The organism is Mycetohabitans sp. B8 (assembly GCF_021991875.1).
Lineage (GTDB): Bacteria > Pseudomonadota > Gammaproteobacteria > Burkholderiales > Burkholderiaceae > Mycetohabitans.
In genome coordinates, this window is record NZ_JAHLKR010000016.1 from 645,453 (window position 1) to 666,522 (window position 21,070).

Here is a 21,070-nt window from a genome sequence, read left to right on the forward strand (position 1 = left end):
CAAAGAGCACGTTAGCGAGCAATTAACCGTTGGTGACGAGACCGCCACGCGCGCCAGTCTTGCCATCCTCGCCTATCACCTGGCCCTTGACGGACATCTCGACCGTCTTCTTCTGCGATGGAAGTCGTAAGTCCTGTTCGATGCAATAGGCCGTGGCACGCTGAATCCAGCGCGTGCGGCTACCGTGGACGGGCTTTGCGTGCAGCTATACTTCGGCTGTACTTCGTCAAGCCTCTTGGTGGTCGTTGACGTGTCGTTCGTCGATCAGGTCTTGGGAAATGCCGCGGCACAGATAGTAGACGCCGCCGCGCCGCGTCAGATGTGTTGCTATCCGACTCTTCACTAGCCCATGTGTAACACGCCTGGGGTTTATCTAGCAGTCGGAACAGGCGACAGATAAATAAAACCCCGGTTCTCCGTAAAGAACCGGGGTTTCCACCACCCTATACCGAAGTATTGGCGGAGACGGAGGGATTCGAACCCTCGATCCGGGTTTTGGCCCAGATGCTCCCTTAGCAGGGGAGTGCCTTCGACCTCTCGGCCACGTCTCCCGAAACTTCGCTCGCGTAGGGAGTCCACGCGACGAAGGCAAGATAATAGCGGCTCTACACGATCACGTCAATTCATAAGACACTACAATGAGCATGCCACGATCGGCAGCCGCCGATGCGACAGCCACCGCGCCATCACGTCTGGTCGAGTCCAAACGCTTTATGAAGCGCACGCACGGCGAGCTCCATGTACTTTTCGTCGATCAACACCGAGATCTTGATTTCGGAGGTCGAAATCATCTGGATATTGATACCCTCGTCCGACAACGTGTGGAACATCTTGCTGGCAATCCCCACGTGCGAACGCATGCCGACGCCGACGACCGATACCTTCGACACCTTCGGATCGCCCAGCACCGTCTGCGCGTTCACATGCCCGTCGGCCTGATGGGTCAAAATGTCCATCGCGCGCTGGTAATCGCCACGGCCAACGGTAAACGTGAAGTCGGTCTTCCCCTCCACGCTGGTATTCTGGATGATCATATCGACGTCGATGTTGGCGTCGGCGACCGGCCCGAGGATCTGGTAGGCCATGCCTGGCTTGTCGGGCACGCCCATGACCGCAATGCGTGCTTCGTCACGCTGGAAGGCGATGCCGGAAATAACAGCTTGTTCCATTTTCTCGTCTTCTTCAAAGGTAATCAGGGTACCCGAACGCATTTCGTCGTCCAGCGGCATCAACGGATCAGTCAGGCTCGACAGCACCCGCGTCTTTACCCGATACTTGCCGGCAAATTCAACTGAACGGATCTGCAGCACTTTGGAACCGAGGCTGGCCATCTCAAGCATCTCCTCGAACGTGACCCGATCAAGCCGGCGCGCCTCTTCGACAACGCGCGGGTCGGTCGTGTACACGCCGTCGACGTCCGTGTAGATCAGGCATTCGTCGGCGCGCATCGCGGCCGCGATCGCGACTGCCGACGTGTCGGAGCCCCCCCGGCCCAACGTGGTAATGTGACCGTTGGGGTCCACGCCCTGAAAACCCGTGATGACGACGACCTTGCCGGCCTCTAGGTCGGCCAGCACGCGTTGATCGTCAATCGCGCTGATGCGAGCCTTCGTAAACGCGCTGTCCGTCTTGACCGCGACCTGCCAGCCTGCATAGCTAATCGCGTCGACGCCTTCTTCCTGTAGCGCGATTGACAACAGGCCAACGCTGACCTGCTCGCCCGTCGAAGCGATCATGTCGAGTTCGCGCGGACTAGGCTGCGCCGAAATTTCCTTCGCAAGCGCGAGCAAGCGATTGGTTTCACCGGACATCGCGGACGGCACGACGACCAACCGGTGACCCGCCTTATGCCACTTCGCGACGCGCCTCGCGACATTCCTGATGCGCTCGACCGAGCCCATCGAGGTGCCGCCGTATTTATGGACGATGAGTGCCATTGTCGTTATGAACTAGAGGGGAAACCACGCCGGCGCGCACGCGGGGTCGTTCGACGAAAGGGGCACAAACGAGAAGCGGCGCCGCCAGCGCATGCGCGCCTGTCCGATCGATGAAAATCAACGGAAGCCAGACGAGCAAACCGGTAACCCTACCGTATGCCGGTGCGCTTGACAAGCGAAAATGCGTGCCGCACGCGCCGGGCGCCAGCGACCGAGGGTCACGCAAGCAGTATGTCCGGGCGCCATTCGATCCGCATCCGGCCGCCGCCCGCAACATTGGGATCGACGCCCAGCCCGGCCACCCACAACAACGTATCGCCGACGAACAACAGCGGGACATCGCGTCGCCAGGCCGGCACCGCCGCCTCTTGGAAAAGGTTCTTCAACGTGCGCAGTGGCCCGCCGGCGCGCAAGCGCATGCGTTCGCCGCCGCGCCGGCCGCGTACCGTGAGCGGCGCGCATTCGAGAACGCTGCGCTGCACCCCCTGCTCATCGTCGGCACCACACGGCACGAAAACAATCGATCCCCGCCATGCCGGCAGCCGCCAGACCGACTGGCCCAACCATCGCAACTCGGCGCTCGGCGGCATCGCGTCATGGCTGATCACCTCGTCCTCCCGACGTTCCCACCAGACCCGGTTGCGATATAGGCGCAGGCAATGTTCATCGTGCTCGATCCGCAGCGCTGCATCGTCGCCGGCCTCATGCAATTGGCGCAGTATTTCGTCGACGCGCGCCGCGGATGCCGTCGCCAGCCCCGCCTTGCGCATCCAGAAACGCAGCAGATTTGCCGCGCGCTCATGACTGAGTTCAACCAGCGCACGCCGCGATAACGTGGGTCCCGCGGACACCGGTGCATCGGATCGCTTCACGACGGCGGCACGCCGGCTGGCGAACATACATGCACGCAGATCGATCATGGCCAAGTCCTCGAGCAGACGCTGCGCGGCGGCGGCATGTCGGGCCGTTCGCGCCAGCGCGTCGCGATACCCGGGAAAATGAACGGCCAGTGTCGGCGTCACATGCCGCCGCATCGCATTGCGCGCATACCGGGTGTCTGCATTGGATTCATCGTCGATCCAGCACAGTGCATGCTGACGCGCATACGCGTCGAGAGAAGCCCGCAGTACCGACAATAAAGGCCGCACGTGGATGAGCCCGTTCGGCAGCAAGCGATGCGGCGGCATCGCGGCGAGCCCAGGCAGCCCCGCGCCGCGTAGCAATTGCAACAGCACGGTCTCGGCTTGGTCGTCCGCGTGATGGCCAAGCCACAGCACGCGCACGCGATGAGCCGCGCACATCTGCTCGAGCGCTGCATAGCGGGCGTCACGCGCCAGGGCTTCGACACTGTGCTGCGGTGCGCGCGCGATGGCGACGGCACGGCAATCGAAAACGACATCGAGCCGGCACGCCACGTCGGCGCAATGGCTGCGCCAGGCATCGGCATGAGGACTGAGCCCATGATGAACGTGCAACGCGATACACCGGCGCGCGCCCAGCACGCGGGTCGCCGCATGCAGCAGCACCGTGGAATCGATGCCCCCGCTGAAAGCGATCGCAACGGACTCACCGCGATGCAGCGCCATGGCCTGAGCTGCCACCGCCCCGAGAACCAGACGCTCGACCGATGATTCGTCTGCACTCGTCATCCGCTTACCCGTATGGATGCCACCTGGCGCGTGCCGCACCGCGCCGTTAATGACCGAGCGGGCCGGCCTTGTATTTGCCGTAGTTCATCAGCCGTTCGAAGCGGCGGGCACACAGATCGTTTGAACTCATGCCCTGGAATTGTCGCAGCGAGTCGGCCAGCGCCCGGCGCAGCATCGCGGCCATGCCTTTTGGATCCCGGTGTGCACCGCCCAGCGGCTCGTTGACGATCTTATCGATCAGGCCGAGCGCCTTGAGCCGGTGCGCAGTCAAGCCCAGCGCCTCTGCCGCCTCGGGCGCCTTTGCCGCACTCTTCCATAGGATCGACGCGCACCCTTCCGGCGAAATCACCGAATAGGTCGAGAATTGCAGCATCAACACGCTGTCGGCGACGGCAATGGCCAACGCGCCGCCGGAGCCGCCCTCGCCAATGATCGTCGCGATCGTCGGCACTTTCAACTCGGCCATCACATAAAGATTGCGACCGATTGCCTCGGACTGACCCCGCTCCTCAGCGCCCACCCCCGGATACGCCCCCGGCGTGTCGATGAACGTGAAAATCGGCAAGTTAAATTTCTCGGCCACCCGCATGAGTCGCTCAGCCTTGCGATAGCCTTCCGGGCGCGACATGCCGAAGTTGCGCAACGCGCGCTCCTTCGTGTCGCGTCCTTTCTGCTGGCCGATCACCATGCACGGATGACCATTGAAGCGTGCCAGGCCACCGATGATCGACAGGTCATCGGCAAACGATCGGTCACCGTGCAATTCGTGGAAATCCGTGAACAACTCGTTCACATAGTCGAGCGTATAGGGGCGCTGTGGATGCCGCGCGATCTGAGACACCTGCCAAGGCGACAGGTGCGCATACAGGTCCTTGGTCAGTTGCTGGCTTTTCTTGGACAGCCGCTCGATCTCTTCCGAAATATCGACGGCCGAATCATCCTGCACGAAGCGCAATTCTTCGATTTTTGCTTCGAGCTCCGCGATCGGCTGCTCGAAATCCAGAAAGGTGGTCTTCATTTGTTTGAATCCTTGAACTATCCGGCAGCGCGTATTCTAACCGCGTGTTGCACTACCGGAACCGGCTTTGAACTATCGCATCGGCGTTTTGATAGTTGCCGATGCGATGCCGAAAGCGGGCATTGCGCCACCATGCCCGACTCGCGCCCGATGGCGCGGGTTAAGCCTGCGCGCTCAGCGGTTCCAGACTGCGCCACATGTACCATGTCGCGACAGTACGCCACGGCTCCCAGTTCGCCGCAACCTCCCTGGCTTCGCTGCGCGTGACCGGCTCGCCGCTGAAATAATTGACACTGATCGCACGGATCAGTCCGAGGTCATCCAGCGGCAGCACGTTCGGGCGCATCAGGTTGAAAATCAGGAACATCTCGGCGGTCCAGCGGCCAATTCCGCGTATCTGCGTGAGCTCGCCAATGACCGCCTCGTCATCCATCGACACCCATGATGCGATATGCAGCGCGCCGGACGTAAAATGCTGCGCGAGGTCGAGGATGTACTCCGACTTGCGCTTAGATAATCCGCACTCGAGCAATCGCGGCTGCCCAAGTTTCACAATGCGCGACGGCGCAATCGACGGGCATGCGGCCACGAGCCGCGCCCATATCGCCTGCGCAGCACTGACCGAGATCTGTTGGCCGACGATGGAGCGGGCAAGCGTCACAAACGGATCGCCGCGCGCCATCAAGTGAACGGGCCCGAACTGCGGAATCAACTTTTTCAGTATCCGATCGCGACGGACCAGGTCCGCGCACGCACGGTCCCAATATTCGGGTCGCGACACGGCGGCCCCCCGCTCCTGCGATGCGGCCGGAACCGACGCCTCGGATGCTGGGGCAGTCGCCTTGCGCGCCGGGCCAACATCCGGCACGGGCGAACGCGGCCTGCTCGCCGGATCAGCCCCCGACACCGACGCACGCGCGTTGCACACCGGCTCGGTCTTGGGCGCCAACGCACGCGCGTTGCGCGCCGACTCCGCGTTCGAGGCTGCAAGAGTGACTTGGCGCGGCGCAGCGTCTTCGTCAAGCCCATTGGCGCACGCCACATGCGTACGAGCAGCGCCGCGCTTTGCCGCCGCTGCCGTCGCATCCGGCGGCACCTTCGCCTCAGTGCTGCGCGCCGCCCTTTTGGCCGTTGCCATCTCGCCTCCTGACTGCGGACTCATGCCGACGCCGCCGCGCTTCACACGCGTCGCCATTCGGTCGTTCCGCCCGGTTTGTCTTCGAGCACGACACCGGCATCGAGCAATGCCGCCCGGATCCGGTCTGCTTCAGCATAGTTCTTCGCGCGCTTGGCCTGCGCTCGGGCTTCGATTTGTTCGTTGATCTGCGCGGCATCGAGCTGCGCAAGCCCATCCGCAACGGGCGCGCGCCCCTGTAGATACTCGCGCGGATCACGCCCGAGCATGCCCAGTATGCCGGCCAGCCCCTTGAGCTGGCGCGCCAGCGCGGGATCGCCGGTGCGGTTCAAGTCTGTGACCAAGTCGAACAACGTCGCGAACGCAACCGGTGTGTTGAAATCGTCGTTCATCGCGGCACGGAATGCCGCCGCATGACGCTCGCTCCAGTCCAGCGCGCGATCATCCGGCGCGACCTCCTTGAGCGCCGTATAGAGCCGTGTGAGCGCCGCGCGTGCGTCATCCAGGTGAGAGTCACTATAATTCAGCGGCGAGCGATAATGCGCGCGCAGGATCAGCATTCGGATCACTTCGCCGTCATAGCGCTGCAACACGTCGCGCAGCGTGAAAAAGTTGCCAAGCGATTTCGACATCTTCTCGTTATCGACGTTGACGAACCCGTTGTGCAACCAATAGTTGACAAAATGCTGGCCGGTCGCGCCCTCGCTCTGCGCAATTTCATTTTCGTGGTGAGGGAATTGCAGGTCCTGTCCGCCACCGTGAAGGTCGAACCGCTCGCCGAGCAACGCGCAACTCATTGCTGAGCACTCAATGTGCCAGCCCGGCCGCCCCCGGCCCCATTTCGAATCCCAGCCGGTGTCGGGCGGCTCACCCTCTTTGGCGCGCTTCCACAGCACGAAATCGAGCGGATCCTCCTTTGCGTCGTTCTGCGCAACGCGCTCGCCCGCGCGCAGGTCCTCGAGCGACTTGCCGGACAACTGGCCGTATGCAGCAAACTTGCGCACCGAATAATTGACGTCGCCATCACGGCCCTGGTACGCATAGCCGTTGCGCTCGAGCGCGTCGATCATGCCCAGCATTTGCGCAATGAATTGCGTGGCGCGCGGCTCATGGTCCGGGCGTTGGATGTTCAGCGCCGCCTCGTCCTCGTGCATCGCCTCGATGAAGCGCTCGGTCAGCGCGCGGATCGGCTCGCCGTTGTCCACCGCGCGACGAATGATCTTGTCGTCGATGTCGGTGATGTTGCGCACATATGTGACACGATAGCCGAGGGTGCGCAGCCATCGCTGGATCATGTCGAACACGACCATCAGTCGACCATGACCGACGTGACAATAGTCGTAGACGGTCATACCACACACGTACATGCGGACTTCGCCGTCGTGCAGGGGAACGAAGGTCTCTTTGTTGCGACTGAGCGTATTGTATAGACGGAGCTGATCCATAGAAAAACGTTGCGTGCGCCGAGCGCCGTCAAACGCAGCCGGCCGCGACACTCACACGGTACGCCACCCGCTTCGCGCGAGGGCGCCATACGGCCGCACGGCCGCCGACGTGATGCGTTCGGGGAGTCGACTGGGTCAGATGCGACCGCGAGTGGCGCGAAGACCGTTGACTGTTCTTGTTCTCGGAACAGCCGGACGTTTTGTTAGAATGGGCTGAAGTATAACACCGTGAAAAGAGCCTATGAACACGACCCGCGGTCGCATCGCGCTTGCGGCAATGAGCTTGTTGGTCGTCGCCGGCACAGCGCACGCGCAGGTTTCGCCCGCCGTCGCCGACGGCACGCCCGAAATCAACGCCGCGATCGTACAGCACGACTGGGCGGGCGCGCTCGCACAACTCGACGAGCGCGTTCGCTCGCACCCGCGCGATGCGCAGGCGCGCTTTAAGCGTGCCAATGTGCTCACGCAGTTGGGCCGCGACGACGACGCAATGACCGCGTACACGGCGCTCACGCAGACCTATCCGGAACTGCCCGAGCCGTACAATAACCTGGCCGCGCTGTATGCGAAGCGCGGCGAACTGGATGAAGCCCGCGTGGCGCTCGAGACGGCGGTGCGCGCCAGTCCCGGCTATGCGCTCGCGCAAGCCAACCTGGGCGACCTCTATCTGCGGCTGGCGGCGGAGTCGTTCAAGCGCGCCAGCGCGCTTGATCCACGTGATGCGTATTCGGCGCGGCGCAGCCGGCAGATTGGGCAACTGGTGAGCTCGCCGGCGCCCGCCGATGCACGGTCTAGCGCAGCTAACGCACGGCCTGGCGCAGCTAACGCACGGTCTGACGCCGCCGATACACCGCATGACGACGGCGATGCGTTGGCCGGCCGCGCGGTAGCGGTGCCAACCACGCCGCCACCGCAGGACGCGACGTCGAACTTCCCAACGATCGTCCCGGGCACCAGCGCGGCGCCTGCGCTCGCGCCCTACATGGCGCCGCAAACGACACAACCTTGATCCATCCGCCCAGCCCGCGCCGTCGCGGGCGTGTTGCGCTGCACGCAGCGCACGAGGTGTTTTTTCAACCGATGCCCCCAACACAGGAACCGAAACATGAAACTGCTGCTGTCCGCGCTGCTTGGCGCGGCGCTCATCACGTCAGCGCCGGTGCATGCGCAATCCAATGCCGGAACTAGCCAGGCGGGCGCAAGCCATCCGAACGTGCTGTTCAAAACGTCGATGGGCGAGGTTCGCGTCGAACTGTATCCGGAAAAAGCGCCACGCACGGTCGATAACTTCATCCAGTATGTGACATCGGGCCAATACAAAAACACGATTTTTCATCGTGTCATTCGCGGATTCATGATTCAGGGCGGCGGCTTCACGCCGGGGATGGAGCAAAAGCCCACGCGGGCGCCGATCCCGCTGGAAAGCCGTAACGGACTGAAGAACACGACCGGCTCGATCGCGATGGCACGCACCAACGACCCGAACTCGGCGAGCGCCCAGTTCTTCATCAATACGGTGGACAATCCGAATCTCGATTACCCGAATCCTGACGGCCACGGCTACGCAGTATTCGGCAAAGTCGTTTCCGGCTTGGACGTCGTCAAGAAAATCGAAGCGACGCCCACCACCACGCGCGGCAGCTTTTCGGACGTGCCGCAAAAGCCGATCGTGATCCAATCGGCCACAGTGGTGTCCAAGTAAGCACGCCGCTGCAGCGCAACCGAAATTCATCCTCACCCAACCGACACGCACAAGGAACGAACATGGTCGAACTACACACGAATCACGGCGTCATCAAGCTGGAGTTGAACGCCGACAAGGCGCCCAAGACGGTCGATAACTTCTTGAACTATGTGAAAAAGGGCCACTATGACAACACGGTGTTCCACCGCGTGATCAACGGCTTCATGATCCAGGCAGGCGGATTCGAACCCGGCATGAAGCAAAAGCAAACCGATGCGCCGATCGACAACGAGGCGAACAACGGACTGAAGAACGAGGTCGGCACGATTGCGATGGCACGCACCAACGATCCGCATTCGGCGAGCGCCCAGTTCTTCATCAACGTCAACGACAACGACTTCTTGAATCACAGCGCACCGACGCCGCAAGGCTGGGGCTACGCCGTGTTCGGCAAGGTGGTCGAAGGCATGGACGTGGTCGACAAAATCAAAGCGGTACGCACCGGCACGCGCGGCTTTCACCAGGATGTGCCGCTGGAAGACGTCGTGATCGAAAAGGCCGTTATCGTCTAAGACTGGAACGCGCGCGTTGAATCTTGCTGATAACGGCACCGCATCGCGCGCGCTGCTGCTGATATCGGACCTGCATCTGAGCGAGGCGCTGCCGCGCACCGTCGATGCGTTCGAGCATTTCATCCGCGTCACCGCGCGCGACGCCGATTCGGTATTCATTCTCGGCGACCTGTTCGAGTATTGGATCGGCGACGACATGCTTGCGTCGCCGTTTGCACGACATATCGCCGAGCTCATGCATACGCTGTCCGAACGCGGCATCGCGTTGTACGTGATGCACGGCAACCGCGATTTCCTGCTCGGCCGCCGCTTCATGGTGGCTGCAGGCGCAATGCCGCTGCCCGATCCCTGTGTCATCAACGCCTTTGGCCAGCGCATCGTACTCACGCATGGCGACGCGCTGTGCACGGCCGATGTCGGCTATCAACGATTTCGCCGCATCGCGCGCACTGCAATCGCGCAAAGCCTATTTCTCGCGCTGCCGTTGCGCTGGCGTGAAAGGGTCGGCGAGCGCATGCGGCACAAGAGCCTCGCCAGACCGGTGCAGCCGTCACCGCGGTACGACGCGACACCCGACGCGCTCGCACGCCTGTTCGCCGCGACGCATACCCGCACGATGATCCATGGCCACACGCATTTGCCCGCTTGCCATCACCAGCATGGCACCGCGCGCTGGGTACTGCCGGACTGGGAGCTGGACCACGGTACGCCGCGTGGCGGCTATCTGAAGATTGACGCAGACGGCATCCGCGCACTGCCGCTCGATGTCTGCGGCGACACGACGCGAGCTACTTGTTCTGAATGACCTCGCCGAGTTTGCGCAGGTCCGCGATGCTCGTCTGACACCCGTCGAATTGCTCCAAACGCGCGCCCAGGCGCTCGAGCGCTGCCACCAATTCGTCGATCCGATCCGACTGCTGCGCGGCGTGATCGATGAGTCCGTGAATGGCTAGCGACATCGGGTCGTCAGCGTTCGGCGTCATGCCATACGCAGCAAAGGGTTGTTTCAGTAGCATGTCTTCATGCGTGCTGCCCGCCCCATTGTTGACGGGCGTAGTGCCAGGCGATGGCACGTTGGGCACGATCACGCGGGCCGGATTGCCGACCGCCGTCGCCCCGGCGGGCACCGGCTTCACCACGACGGCATTGGATCCGATCTTCGCGCCCGCCCCGACCGTGAAACTACCGAGCACTTGCGCGTTCGCGCCGACGATCACGCCAGCTTGCAGCGTCGGGTGCCGCTTGGCGCCGCGCGACGACGACGTGCCTCCTAGCGTGACACCTTGATAGATCGTGCAATCGTCACCCACCTTGGCCGTTTCACCAATCACCACACCCATCCCGTGATCGATGAATACTCGTCGGCCGATGGTCGCGCCCGGATGAATCTCGATACCGGTAAAAAACCGCCCCAGATGCGACACGAAACGCCCGAGCCAGCGCCACCCCGCCTGCCAGCAACGGTGCGCGACCGAGTGGAACAGCAACGCGTGCAACCCAGGGTAACAGGTCAGTACCTCCCACATGCTGCGCGCAGCAGGGTCCTTCTGGCGGATAGCGGCGATGTCTTCGCGAAGTCTGTCGAACATGGCAACTCACAGAGCATAGGCGGGTCATTGTATTGAGATTTCGCGCCGGCAGCGCTCCCGATCCGACACGCGGCAACTACCGATCGTCGCTACGCAAGCCCTGCGATTTCAGCAGAATATGCTTGGCGATACCCCGCACGATATTGACTTCCTCGCGCTCTAGGCCGGCCCGCGCAAACAACCGGCGCAGCCGCGGCATCAGCTTCTTCGGACTGGCGGGATCGAGGAAATCCAGCGCGATCAGCGCATTCTCCAGATGCACGAACATGCGCTCGATTTCGTCGTGAGACGCCAGCGACGAGGCCACGCCGGCGGGCGGCGTCTGCTGCGCGGTGTCTAATAGCGCCAGCCGCAGTTCGTAAGCGAGCACTTGGACCGCCTGCGCGAGATTCAGCGAACTGTAGGCGGGGTTGGCCGGGATATGCGCTAACGCGTTGCAGCGCTCGACGTCAGCATTGGACAGCCCCGTGCGCTCGTTGCCGAACACCAATGCGATGTCGCCGGCCGCCGCTAAGCCGCGGGCACGCAACGCGAGCGCGCGGGGCGCTAGCGTCGGCGGCCCCCACTCGCGCTCGCGCGCTGTCAGCGCGACGGACCAGTGAACACCGACCAACGCATCGGCCAGCGTAGGCACGACATGCGCGGCCGCCAACACGTCGGTGGCGCCGCTGGCCATCGCCTGCGCGTCGGGATCGGTGCGTACCGCCTCGAGCCGTGGGGCAACCAGCACAAGCCGGGAAAAACCCATCGTCTTCAACGCGCGGGCCGCCGCGCCGACATTGCCGGGATGGCTTGGCTCGACGAGCACGAAGCGCACCGACGTAAAGCCGCCCGCCAAAGACGTCGAGTCCCCGCGCATGCGCACAGGCGTGCCGGCTGAGCGCGAGCCTGTTGGAGACGAGCCTGCTAAAGACGCACCTGCCGGGAACGGGCTTATCGAAGACGGGTCTATCGGAGACGGGCCGAGTGGAGTGACACTGTGATTCACGGTTCAAATTCGATGACCAAGGACTTCAATGGTATCGCGAGTGCGGCGACGCGGAACATGCGCCAACGCGCAGTGGCGCTTGCTGATAAAATAATTTATTCATCATGCCGCTGCACGACCGACGTGCGGGCGCGCGCCGTTCTTAATCAATTCGTCAGCTCTGGCCGCGCGGTATCGCGCCGCAACAGTTGCCTCGTGCCCAAGGAAAAAGCTCATGCATCCGATGCTCAACACCGCTGTCAAGGCCGCGCGCCGTGCCGGACAAATCATCAACCGCGCGTCGCTGGACATCGACCTGCTACAAGTGACCCAAAAGCAGCATAACGATTTCGTCACCGACGTCGACAAGGCAGCCGAGGCGGCAATCATTGAGATATTGCACACTGCGTACCCTGACCATGGGTTCCTCGCTGAGGAGTCTGGGGCTAGCGCCAGCGAATCCGAGTATCTGTGGATCATCGATCCGCTGGACGGCACGACGAACTTCATCCACGGCTTCCCGCAATACTGTGTGTCGATCGCGCTTGCACATCGCGGCGTCGTCACGCAGGCGGTAGTCTACGACCCGACACGCAACGACTTATTCACCGCATCACGTGGCCGCGGTGCGTTCCTCAACGACCGGCGCATCCGCGTGTCACGGCGCGACCGCCTGGCCGACGGACTGATCGGCACCGGTTTTCCATTCCGCGATCAGAGCGGCCTGGACGCGTACCTAAAGCTATTCAACGAAATGACGCGTGCGTGCGCCGGCCTGCGTCGGCCGGGCGCAGCCGCGCTAGATCTCGCGTATGTGGCCGCCGGCCGCTATGACGGCTTCTTCGAGCAAGGCATTCAACCGTGGGACGTCGCGGCCGGCAGCCTGCTCGTCACCGAAGCGGGGGGGTTAATCGGCAACTACACAGGGGATTCGAACTTCCTGTACCAGCATGAAATCGTCGCCGGCAATCCGAAGCAGTATGCGCAGATGGTGCAGATCTTGAAGCCGTACAGCCGGGTGGGAACGGCGGCCTGAACCGTATAGAGGGAACAGTCGCGGGTGCGCGTACACCCGCTGCTTCCGGCGTTCTGCTTTCGGCGCGTTGCGCCGGAGCGAAAAAGTGCCCGTTCGCGACCTGGCCAACCGCTTCGGATATCGACTGCGCGAAAAGCATCCATGCTACATCCTAGTGATGCTTCCGTATTTCAACGTCGCGCCGCCCACGCCGTAGCCCCTAAACCATGACGATTCGCCGACACTCGCTTGCTGACGCAACGCAGTCCACTAGCCCTCCACCCCGCGTCGCTCAACCCTCAACCCAGACGCCGGGTCGCATCACGGCCAATCGCGCGCCCACGCCCAATCCGGCGCTTCGCGATATCGGCTCGATACCGCCCTCTTCATCCCGCGTAACGAACATCGCCGGCTGCCCTCAACCAAGCATATCAGTGCGCTGCGGGCGCGAAGACAAAACCTGATCGCAGCACAACGTTTACTTGGCGAACTGCCGCCAACCTTTTGGAAAGCAATGGTTGGGCAAGCCATGGCAAGCGCCGATCCGTTTCGCCCTCCCTTTGCGGCAACGTCGTTGCACATGGGCAAAGAAGAGATGATCCGCCGCGCAGCGGAAGAAATCGACCAGACATCGATTCACATTTGGACAAAATCGTTTTCCCTCAGTTCGTCCACACCACCTCGGACGCTCGATGGTCACTGGAAACTGCCCAATTTTTCGCTTGCCGAAACATCGCATGCCGAACCCAAACCCGCCGCCTCTGATAAGGGGCAACCACCATACAGCAACATCCGGTTGCCGACGCCCTTACGGTCTAAGCTACAAATATGGCTCGCTGACAACTCGGCGTGCGTGAAGGAACTCGGCGTGCGTGAAGGAGTTGACACTTGCATTGGACGAAATAGCTCAATCTGCACTGCCTCAGCGTACGAGCCAACGTCCCCCGTCAAGGATGCAGCGCGGACAAGGCAATCGTGAACCGTCAATGGGACGCTATCGCAACGCCCGCCTTGGCACGATACGGCACAACGCACTGATGGTGACCCAGTACTGGCACGCCTATCATCTCGGCGCGCGAAACGACGCCCATCGGGCATCAAACGGATATGAAGGACTTTCGCTCGAGACATGGAGCGCCGGCTACGCGGCGCTGCTATGTTCGATCATGAACTCGCTATGGGAAAACCCACTGCGCCCGCCCCTGTTGGATGCTGCAGCCGAACAGCAGTTCGTCCTGCGACTGATCGAGGAAACCAAGGTGGCGTCGGCGCTATTGGAGCACGTCGCTGCCAACCGGGATAAAAAGAACGACAAGCCGGACCAGGATACCGAATTTTGCACGGCAATGCTCGACGGCATCGCCACCCACACGCATGCCGCCAGCCAAAAGCTGCAGACATGGATCGCAGAACAACCCGTAGTCTCGCGGCCCGGCCAGTCGGCGCGCCGTGTCAGCGCAGCCCGGAGCAGCGTCGGCAAACGCGACGAGGAAGCCGAAATTGAGTTGCTCAGGCGATGGCTACAGCCTTTCAAGGCTGTGTACTTTGCCGATCGCTCCGTGCAGGATATCGAGGCCGGGATCCAGACGATACTTAAAACCATCGTGTACGCGCACGATGCCGAATCGGCCGATCACGACTGGCTGGAGAATAGCCAACCGGAGCGAAGCAAACAGCCCGCGCAAACGTCCAAATCCAAAGGCAAGAAGAAAAAAGCGCGTAAAGCCAAGCCCACACGCATGGACAATGCCGCTACGATGCCCACCTCGGCTGAGCGGCAACGCGCCGAATTCGACGCATTTAAAAAACAGCTTCCCGATGACATTCCGGCCGACGCGCGAAAACAAATGGATCAACATCACGAAGGAATGGAGGGCTTGATAGATGAAATGAGTCACGCCTTTGCGACAATAACGGCTGCCGATGTGGCCCTTGACTCACGCGATACGACCGACAAGTACATTACACAGCTTCGCCTAGCCCAACAGCAATGCACTGGCATGACCACAGTGGCTCGCGCACGCCAGCAGGACTTCGAACAGAAAGAAGCCGAACTCGAATCGCTGGACCTGGACAACGAGTCCAAACAAATATTGCGTCAACGGCTCAGTCATCTGCTCACGGTCACGGATACCGATATTGGGCATCTGGAGCGCATCAGCCACGAGATCGACTCACTGCTCAAGCAGGCGCACGCGATCGAATGCCTACTCGCACCTTCGTTCAGTGCATTCAAAGCTCTTTGGGATGCAAGCGGGATAACGGCAACGGGCGGGCATAACTGGACGAAAGTCGCGAAGAACACCGTGCATGAAAACTATATGTTGGAATATGAGCTCAGCCTGTCGCCGGAGTGGGCCAACGAGTTGAATCAACGGCTTGGCTCTCTCACAAAGGCGCCAAAATGGGTGCTTCATCTGCATGCACCGACGCCAGATAAGGCTGCGGTGCGCGTCGGTCATTTTAAGACGTGGCAAGAACGCACTGCCGGCAATCCCGAACACCGCGGCATTGTCCCGCCCGACATACTGCACGCGCTCATGGCCCAGTTGGACGAAGCAGCCAAAAGAGCGGGCCGGAACGAACCTGGCCGGGCCGCTCAACGCCATGCCGCTGCGCAGCCGCCCTCCGATCGTGCTCGACGGCGGCATCATCGTGCAGCGGTGAACCGGCGCGGCTAGAAAATCACCTTGATGTGCGTCGCGGCGGCGGACGCGAGATGGCGTACCGATGTTTCCGACGGAATCTATTCGCCCTATCCGTGCGAGCAACGCGATGCACAGTATGCGCGGCCACGCGTATGCCGCCTATTCAGTCTCGCCTCGTTCATGGCTAGCGTCGATATCACGATCGAGAACGTGTCGATCCCAAGGATTACGGGCGGCACCGCCCGGCGGCCATCGCACTCACACACGCACGTTGCCCAAACGGATTAGGGCTTTGTCGTCACTAACCGGCGTAATACACGTAAACTAGCGTCTTCAAGGTCGCGTCGCCACGGCAGGAAACCGCCGTACGGTCGATATTCTGAAATTTGACAGACTGCTTGCATGACTGATGGAAAACGTGCCCGTTGGTGAACACACGCGGAACCACCCCGAATCGCCCGGGAGCCAATCCAACGTGGATTTGAGCAACGGCCAAGCGCCGAAACCGGCTGCCCTCGCACAAATCGGCAACCATACGCCGATGATGCGCCAATACCTTAGCATCAAGGCCGAGCACCCCGGCACGCTCGTGCTGTACCGAATGGGCGACTTCTACGAGTTGTTCTATGAGGACGCAGAAAAAGCGGCACGACTGCTCGATTTGACGCTCACGCAGCGCGGCGCGTCGGCAGGCAACCCGATCAAGATGGCCGGGGTGCCGCATCACTCGCTCGAGCAGTACCTGGCCAAGCTCGTGAAGCTCGGCGAGTCCGTGGCCATCTGCGAGCAGATCGGTGATCCGGCCACCTCTAAGGGCCCGGTCGAGCGCAAGGTCGTACGCATCGTCACACCCGGCACGCTGACCGACGCGGCGCTGCTCGCCGATAAAAGTGACGCGTACCTGCTCGCACTCGCGCCCGCGCGCAACCGTCGCGGCACGTTAACCGGGGTCGGGCTCGCGTGGTTGAATTTGGCAAGTGGCGCACTGCGGCTGACCGAGGTCGGCGCAGACCAGGTGGCGGCCGCAATCGAGCGCATCCGGCCAGCCGAGACGCTAGTGAGCGAAAGCGCCGCGCAAGCGCTCACACTGCCCACAAGCGTGGGCACGCTAACACGGGTCCCTGAATGGCATTTCGACCCCGCCTCCGGCACGCAACGCCTATGTGAACAGTTGGCGGTCGCCAGTCTCGACGGATTCGGCGCGCAAACGCTGGGCGCCGCATGTGGCGCGGCCGGCGCGTTGCTGCTGTACGCGGCACAAACACAGGGGCAGCAGCTGCGGCACATCCGCTCGCTAAAGATCGAGCACGAGTCCGAGTACATCGGGCTCGATCCGGCAACGCGGCGCAACCTCGAGTTGACCGAAACGCTGCGCGGCACGGATTCCCCGACGCTGTTCTCACTGCTTGACGCATGCTGCACGTCGATGGGCAGCCGCCTGCTGCGCCACTGGCTGCACCATGCGCCGCGCAATCCAGCTGTCGCGCGTGCCCGCCAGCAAGCGATTGGCGCATTGCTCGACGGCCCGCCAGGCAACGATCTGGACGCGCTTCGCCACGCATTGCGGCAGATCGCCGACGTCGAGCGCATCACAGGCCGACTCGCCTTGCTCAGCGCACGGCCTCGCGATCTGGCCAGCCTGCGCGATACATTCAGCAAGCTGCCTGAGTTGCGCGAGCGGATCGCGCCGGTCATCGCGCACTCGGCATCGTTGCAGCAGCTCAATGCATCGCTGTATGCTCCGCCTGAATGCACCGACCTGCTGCAGCGGGCGATCGCGGCCGAGCCCGCCGCGATGGTGCGCGACGGCGGCATCATTGCCCGCGGCTACGATGCTCAATTGGACGAGTTGCGTGACATCTCGGAGAACTGCGGACAGTTCCTTGTCGATCTAGAAAACCGCGAACGCACCCGCACCGGCATTGCGAATCTGCGTGTCGAATACAACAAGGTTCATGGCTTTTATATTGAGGTCACGCGCGGGCAGACCGACAAAGTGCCGGAAGACTACCGGCGGCGCCAAACATTGAAGAATGCAGAGCGCTATATCACGCCGGAACTCAAGGCGTTCGAGGACAAGGCACTGTCAGCACAAGAACGCGCGCTCGCGCGCGAACGTGCGTTGTACGACGCATTATTGCAGGCGTTGTTACCCCACATCGGCGATTGCCAGCGCGTAGCGTGCGCGCTGGCCGAGCTCGACGTGCTCGCCTCACTCGCCGACCGCGCACGTGCGCTGGAGTGGGTCGCGCCATCGTTCGACGCACAGGCCGGTATCGAGATCGAGCAAGGACGGCATCCGGTCGTCCAGGCCCAGGTCGAACAGTTCATCGCGAACGATTGCCAACTCGGCGCGGCACGCAAGCTGCTGTTGATCACCGGGCCGAATATGGGCGGCAAGTCGACGTTCATGCGGCAAACGGCGCTGATTACGCTGATGGCGTATGTCGGCAGTTATGTGCCGGCAAAGCGGGCCTGCTTCGGTCCCGTGGACCGGATCTTCACACGAATCGGCGCCTCCGACGACCTCGCGGGTGGCCGCTCAACGTTCATGGTCGAGATGACCGAAGCCGCCGCGATTCTGAATGATGCGACGCCACACAGCCTGGTGTTGATGGACGAAATCGGTCGAGGCACATCGACCTTTGACGGGCTCGCGCTCGCGTGGGCCATCGCGCGCCACTTGATCTCGCACAACCAGAGCTATACGCTATTCGCCACGCACTACTTTGAACTCACGCAGTTGCCGGCACAATGCCCGACGGCAGCAAACGTGCACCTGTCCGCGGTTGAGCATGACCATGGGATCGTGTTCCTGCACGCGGTCAACGAAGGTCCGGCGAACCAAAGTTACGGATTACAGGTCGCGCAACTGGCCGGCGTCCCGCAGCCGGTAATTCGCGCAGCCCGCCGTCACCTATTGCTGCTCGAACAGCAAACGGCCGGCCAGCCAGCGCCGCAACTCGATTTATTTGCCCCGGCGTCGCTCGCGATCGATGAAACGAGCGAGCCGCGCTGCGAGCAACCGGCAGGCGCGGCGGAGCTCGCCACGCCGCAGGCGCGGCCCGAAGCGCCCCACGCCGCAGTCGAGCGGTTGCGCGAGCTCGACCTAGATGCGCTGCGCCCACGTGATGCACTCGAATTGCTGTATGAACTGCGCGAGCTTGCCAAACGCGCGGATCGTGAGTCCCGCTGAGCGCTCACCGCGCATGCCCCCCCATCACGCACGAAAGCATTGCACGGCGGTGGCGATACGCACGCTCGCGTCTGCGCTAGTCGTGCTGCTTGCTGTGCGTGGGCCGGGCGCACAGGCGGCTCCTGGTGCGTCCGTGGTCGATAGCGTGCGCTTCGCCGTGATCACGGGCCTGCCGCCGTCGCTGCCAAGCGACACAGCCACACGGGCGCTCCTCGACATGCTGCGACGCACGCCGAGGCTGCAGTTCGCGGTATGGGACGGCGCGCTGCGCCGGCCGGGCGAGCCGTGCGTCGACGCGCTGTTCGCCGCGCGCCGCGCGCTGCTCGACACGTCCGCGGTACCCCTCGTCGTGATACCGGGCCGCCACGACTGGGAGGACTGCGACGGCAAGTCCGCCGGGGGCTTTGATCCAGTCGAGCGACTCGACTTCGTGCGTCAGACGTTCTTCGACCAGCCGCACTCGCTCGGCAGCAGGGCAATGCATGTGGTGCGGCAAGGCGAGCTGCCGCGCTTCCAACAGTATGGCGAGAACCTGCGCTGGGAAACAGCGGGTATCGCCTTCGTGACACTGAACGTGCCGGACAGCAACAATCACTATTCAAGTGCCGGCGGACGCAACGGCGAATTCGAGGATCGGGCGGTCGCCAATGCATTCTGGCTGCGACACGCCGGGGAATATGCAAAGCGCCGCAAGCTTAAGGCGATCGGCGTATTGATCGACGCCGATCCCCACTTTGAGCGCTACGAGCAACGTGAGCGCTTTGCCTGGCTGAGATGGGGTCGCGGCTTGCCGCGCGATGGGTATATCGAATTCAAGCGGACGCTGGTCGAGCTGTCGCGCAGCTTCAGCGGCGCGGTCGTGCTGATTCACGGCGCGAGCCCTGACATGTTGCCGCACGTGCGAATCGACCAACCATTGCACGATGACCGCGGCGAGCGTATCAAGAACTTCACCCGAATCGCGATCGCGCGAGCCGGCCATTATCCACAGTGGCTCGATATCCGGGCCCAACCGGCACATTGGCCGGTGTTCCACGTCAGCGAACGTGCATGGCCGGATGCAGCACGGTTCGCGGCAGTACCGCCCGCGTCCGGCCCGCCGGGCTCGGTATGGTCACCGAGCAACGTCGGCGCCAGCGCGGCGGCGCAGCCGCCAGGCGCCGCGACCGCCGCACCCGAGCGCGGATCGGACGCGACGCCGGCCAGCGGACCGTGGCTGCCGAGCGAGGGCACGGCGCCGGCTAACGGGTTATGGATACCAGGCGAAACCACGACGCCAACCAACGGGCTATGGATGCCGGGCAGAACCACGACGCCAGCCGACTCGTCAAATGACGACATGCCGGACAATACACCTGCAGCGCGGCCCCACACCGAGACGTCAGGACACACGTCAGCCGGCGCGCCGCGATCTGGACCCGCCCCTGTCCGCCCTGACGCATGCCAACACGCCAACTGACATCCCACCGCACACCGGGGTAAACGTCGCCGGTCAAGCCAGTCAGTGCAATGCCGGCACGATCAATGCAGCGTCGGCGTCTTGCCGGCCGCCGGAGACGAGCCGTCATCGTCCTGGCCGCCATCCTCGTTCAGATCGATGACTTCGAGTCCATCGGCGCCATGCGCATGCTCGTGTTCGACCTCGTCGGCAGTGGCCTCACGCACGTCCCTGACCGTCAGCGAAAAGCGCAAGGCCATGCCGGCCAATGGATGATTGCCATCGAGCACGACCTTGTCCTCAGCGAGATCCGTCACCGTGTAGATCAGTGTATCGACCTCATCGTCCCCACCTTCGGGCGTCCCCTCGAATTGCATGCCGACTTCGAGCGGCTCGGGAAAGCGTTCTCGAGGTTCAATCTTGACCAGTTCAGGATCGTAGTCGCCGAACGCGTCGACGGGCTCGAGCTGGATCTGCGTCGAAAATCCCGCCTCGTGGCCTTCTAGCACTTCCTCGATCTTTGGGAACGTGCCATCATAGCCACCGTGCAGATAGACCATCGGTTCGTCGCTTTCCTCGATCAGGTTGCCCTGCGCATCCGACAGCTTGTAGGCGACAGAAACGACGGTGTTCTTCGCGATTTTCATTCGACTCTCCAGAATACAAACTCCATTATACGATGCCTGTGCGGCCCTCCCCACCGGCGACGCGGGTGTTGTCCCGCGTCGCCGGTGGGGAGGGCCGCACAGGCATCGTATAATGGAGTTTGTATTCTGG

At 62.5% G+C, this 21,070-nt stretch carries 16 protein-coding genes and 1 tRNA gene; 8 read left to right on the forward strand and 9 right to left on the reverse strand.

Annotated elements, in window-relative coordinates; genetic code table 11:
- Positions 1-457: 457 nt before the first annotated feature.
- From KQH60_RS08695 to cysS, 6 genes are all read right to left on the reverse strand, one after another.
- Positions 458-551 (reverse strand) — tRNA-Ser (locus KQH60_RS08695).
- Between the two features lie 135 nt (positions 552-686).
- A complete protein-coding gene (locus KQH60_RS08700) occupies positions 687-1,937 on the reverse strand; it encodes an aspartate kinase (RefSeq protein ID WP_237576052.1) in 1,251 nt (416 codons plus the stop codon).
- A 218-nt stretch (positions 1,938-2,155) separates the two neighbouring features.
- Positions 2,156-3,523, reverse strand: a complete 1,368-nt coding sequence (gene tilS / locus KQH60_RS08705) for a tRNA lysidine(34) synthetase TilS (RefSeq protein WP_237576104.1) — start codon at positions 3,521-3,523, stop codon at positions 2,156-2,158.
- 109 nt (positions 3,524-3,632) lie between these two features.
- On the reverse strand, positions 3,633-4,604 hold the full coding sequence (locus KQH60_RS08710) for an acetyl-CoA carboxylase carboxyltransferase subunit alpha (protein WP_237576053.1): 972 nt from the start codon (positions 4,602-4,604) through the stop codon (positions 3,633-3,635).
- 160 nt (positions 4,605-4,764) lie between these two features.
- Positions 4,765-5,742, reverse strand: a complete 978-nt coding sequence (locus tag KQH60_RS08715) for a DNA-3-methyladenine glycosylase (RefSeq protein WP_237576054.1) — start codon at positions 5,740-5,742, stop codon at positions 4,765-4,767.
- 41 nt (positions 5,743-5,783) lie between these two features.
- Positions 5,784-7,184: a cysteine--tRNA ligase gene (cysS, locus tag KQH60_RS08720; RefSeq protein ID WP_237576055.1), complete on the reverse strand. Its 1,401-nt coding sequence runs from the start codon at positions 7,182-7,184 to the stop codon at positions 5,784-5,786.
- A 241-nt stretch (positions 7,185-7,425) separates the two neighbouring features.
- Here cysS and KQH60_RS08725 point away from each other — a divergent pair, with 241 nt between their 5' ends.
- The 4 genes from KQH60_RS08725 (at position 7,426) to KQH60_RS08740 (ending at position 10,245) form a co-directional block, all read left to right on the forward strand.
- Positions 7,426-8,193 (forward strand): tetratricopeptide repeat protein, encoded by a 768-nt coding sequence (locus KQH60_RS08725; protein WP_237576056.1) that lies wholly within the window; start codon positions 7,426-7,428, stop codon positions 8,191-8,193.
- Between the two features lie 96 nt (positions 8,194-8,289).
- Positions 8,290-8,886 (forward strand): peptidylprolyl isomerase, encoded by a 597-nt coding sequence (locus KQH60_RS08730; protein ID WP_237576057.1) that lies wholly within the window; start codon positions 8,290-8,292, stop codon positions 8,884-8,886.
- A 62-nt stretch (positions 8,887-8,948) separates the two neighbouring features.
- The gene (locus KQH60_RS08735) at positions 8,949-9,440 is read left to right on the forward strand and encodes a peptidylprolyl isomerase (RefSeq protein ID WP_237576058.1); all 492 of its coding nucleotides are present in this window, start codon (positions 8,949-8,951) and stop codon (positions 9,438-9,440) included.
- A 16-nt stretch (positions 9,441-9,456) separates the two neighbouring features.
- Positions 9,457-10,245 carry a UDP-2,3-diacylglucosamine diphosphatase gene (locus KQH60_RS08740; protein ID WP_237576059.1) on the forward strand — a complete coding sequence of 263 codons (789 nt, stop codon included), beginning with the start codon at positions 9,457-9,459 and terminating at the stop codon, positions 10,243-10,245.
- Here KQH60_RS08740 and cysE read toward each other — a convergent pair.
- Together cysE and KQH60_RS08750 are read right to left on the reverse strand one after the other, a co-directional pair.
- Positions 10,229-11,029, reverse strand: coding sequence for a serine O-acetyltransferase (gene cysE, locus KQH60_RS08745; RefSeq protein ID WP_237576060.1), 801 nt, complete (start codon positions 11,027-11,029; stop codon positions 10,229-10,231). The genes KQH60_RS08740 and cysE overlap by 17 nt on opposite strands.
- Positions 11,030-11,105: 76 nt before the next feature.
- On the reverse strand, positions 11,106-11,888 hold the full coding sequence (locus tag KQH60_RS08750) for an RNA methyltransferase (protein ID WP_237576061.1): 783 nt from the start codon (positions 11,886-11,888) through the stop codon (positions 11,106-11,108).
- A gap of 343 nt (positions 11,889-12,231) precedes the next feature.
- Here KQH60_RS08750 and KQH60_RS08755 point away from each other — a divergent pair, with 343 nt between their 5' ends.
- The 4 genes from KQH60_RS08755 to KQH60_RS08770 all read left to right on the forward strand — a co-directional run bounded on the left by KQH60_RS08755 (position 12,232) and on the right by KQH60_RS08770 (position 20,314).
- Positions 12,232-13,032, forward strand: a complete 801-nt coding sequence (locus KQH60_RS08755; RefSeq protein ID WP_237576062.1) for an inositol monophosphatase family protein — start codon at positions 12,232-12,234, stop codon at positions 13,030-13,032.
- Between the two features lie 965 nt (positions 13,033-13,997).
- On the forward strand, positions 13,998-15,692 hold the full coding sequence (locus tag KQH60_RS08760; RefSeq protein ID WP_237576063.1) for a hypothetical protein: 1,695 nt from the start codon (positions 13,998-14,000) through the stop codon (positions 15,690-15,692).
- 508 nt (positions 15,693-16,200) lie between these two features.
- On the forward strand, positions 16,201-18,855 hold the full coding sequence (mutS, locus tag KQH60_RS08765) for a DNA mismatch repair protein MutS (RefSeq protein ID WP_237576105.1): 2,655 nt from the start codon (positions 16,201-16,203) through the stop codon (positions 18,853-18,855).
- Entirely contained in the window at positions 18,842-20,314 is a 1,473-nt protein-coding gene (locus KQH60_RS08770) for a hypothetical protein (RefSeq protein ID WP_237576064.1), read from the forward strand. Before mutS ends, KQH60_RS08770 begins: the two co-directional genes overlap by 14 nt.
- Positions 20,315-20,376: 62 nt before the next feature.
- Here the strand turns inward: KQH60_RS08770 and KQH60_RS08775 are convergent, their stop codons facing one another.
- The gene (locus tag KQH60_RS08775; protein ID WP_237576065.1) at positions 20,377-20,940 is read right to left on the reverse strand and encodes a peptidylprolyl isomerase; all 564 of its coding nucleotides are present in this window, start codon (positions 20,938-20,940) and stop codon (positions 20,377-20,379) included.
- Between the last annotated feature and the right edge of the window lie 130 nt (positions 20,941-21,070).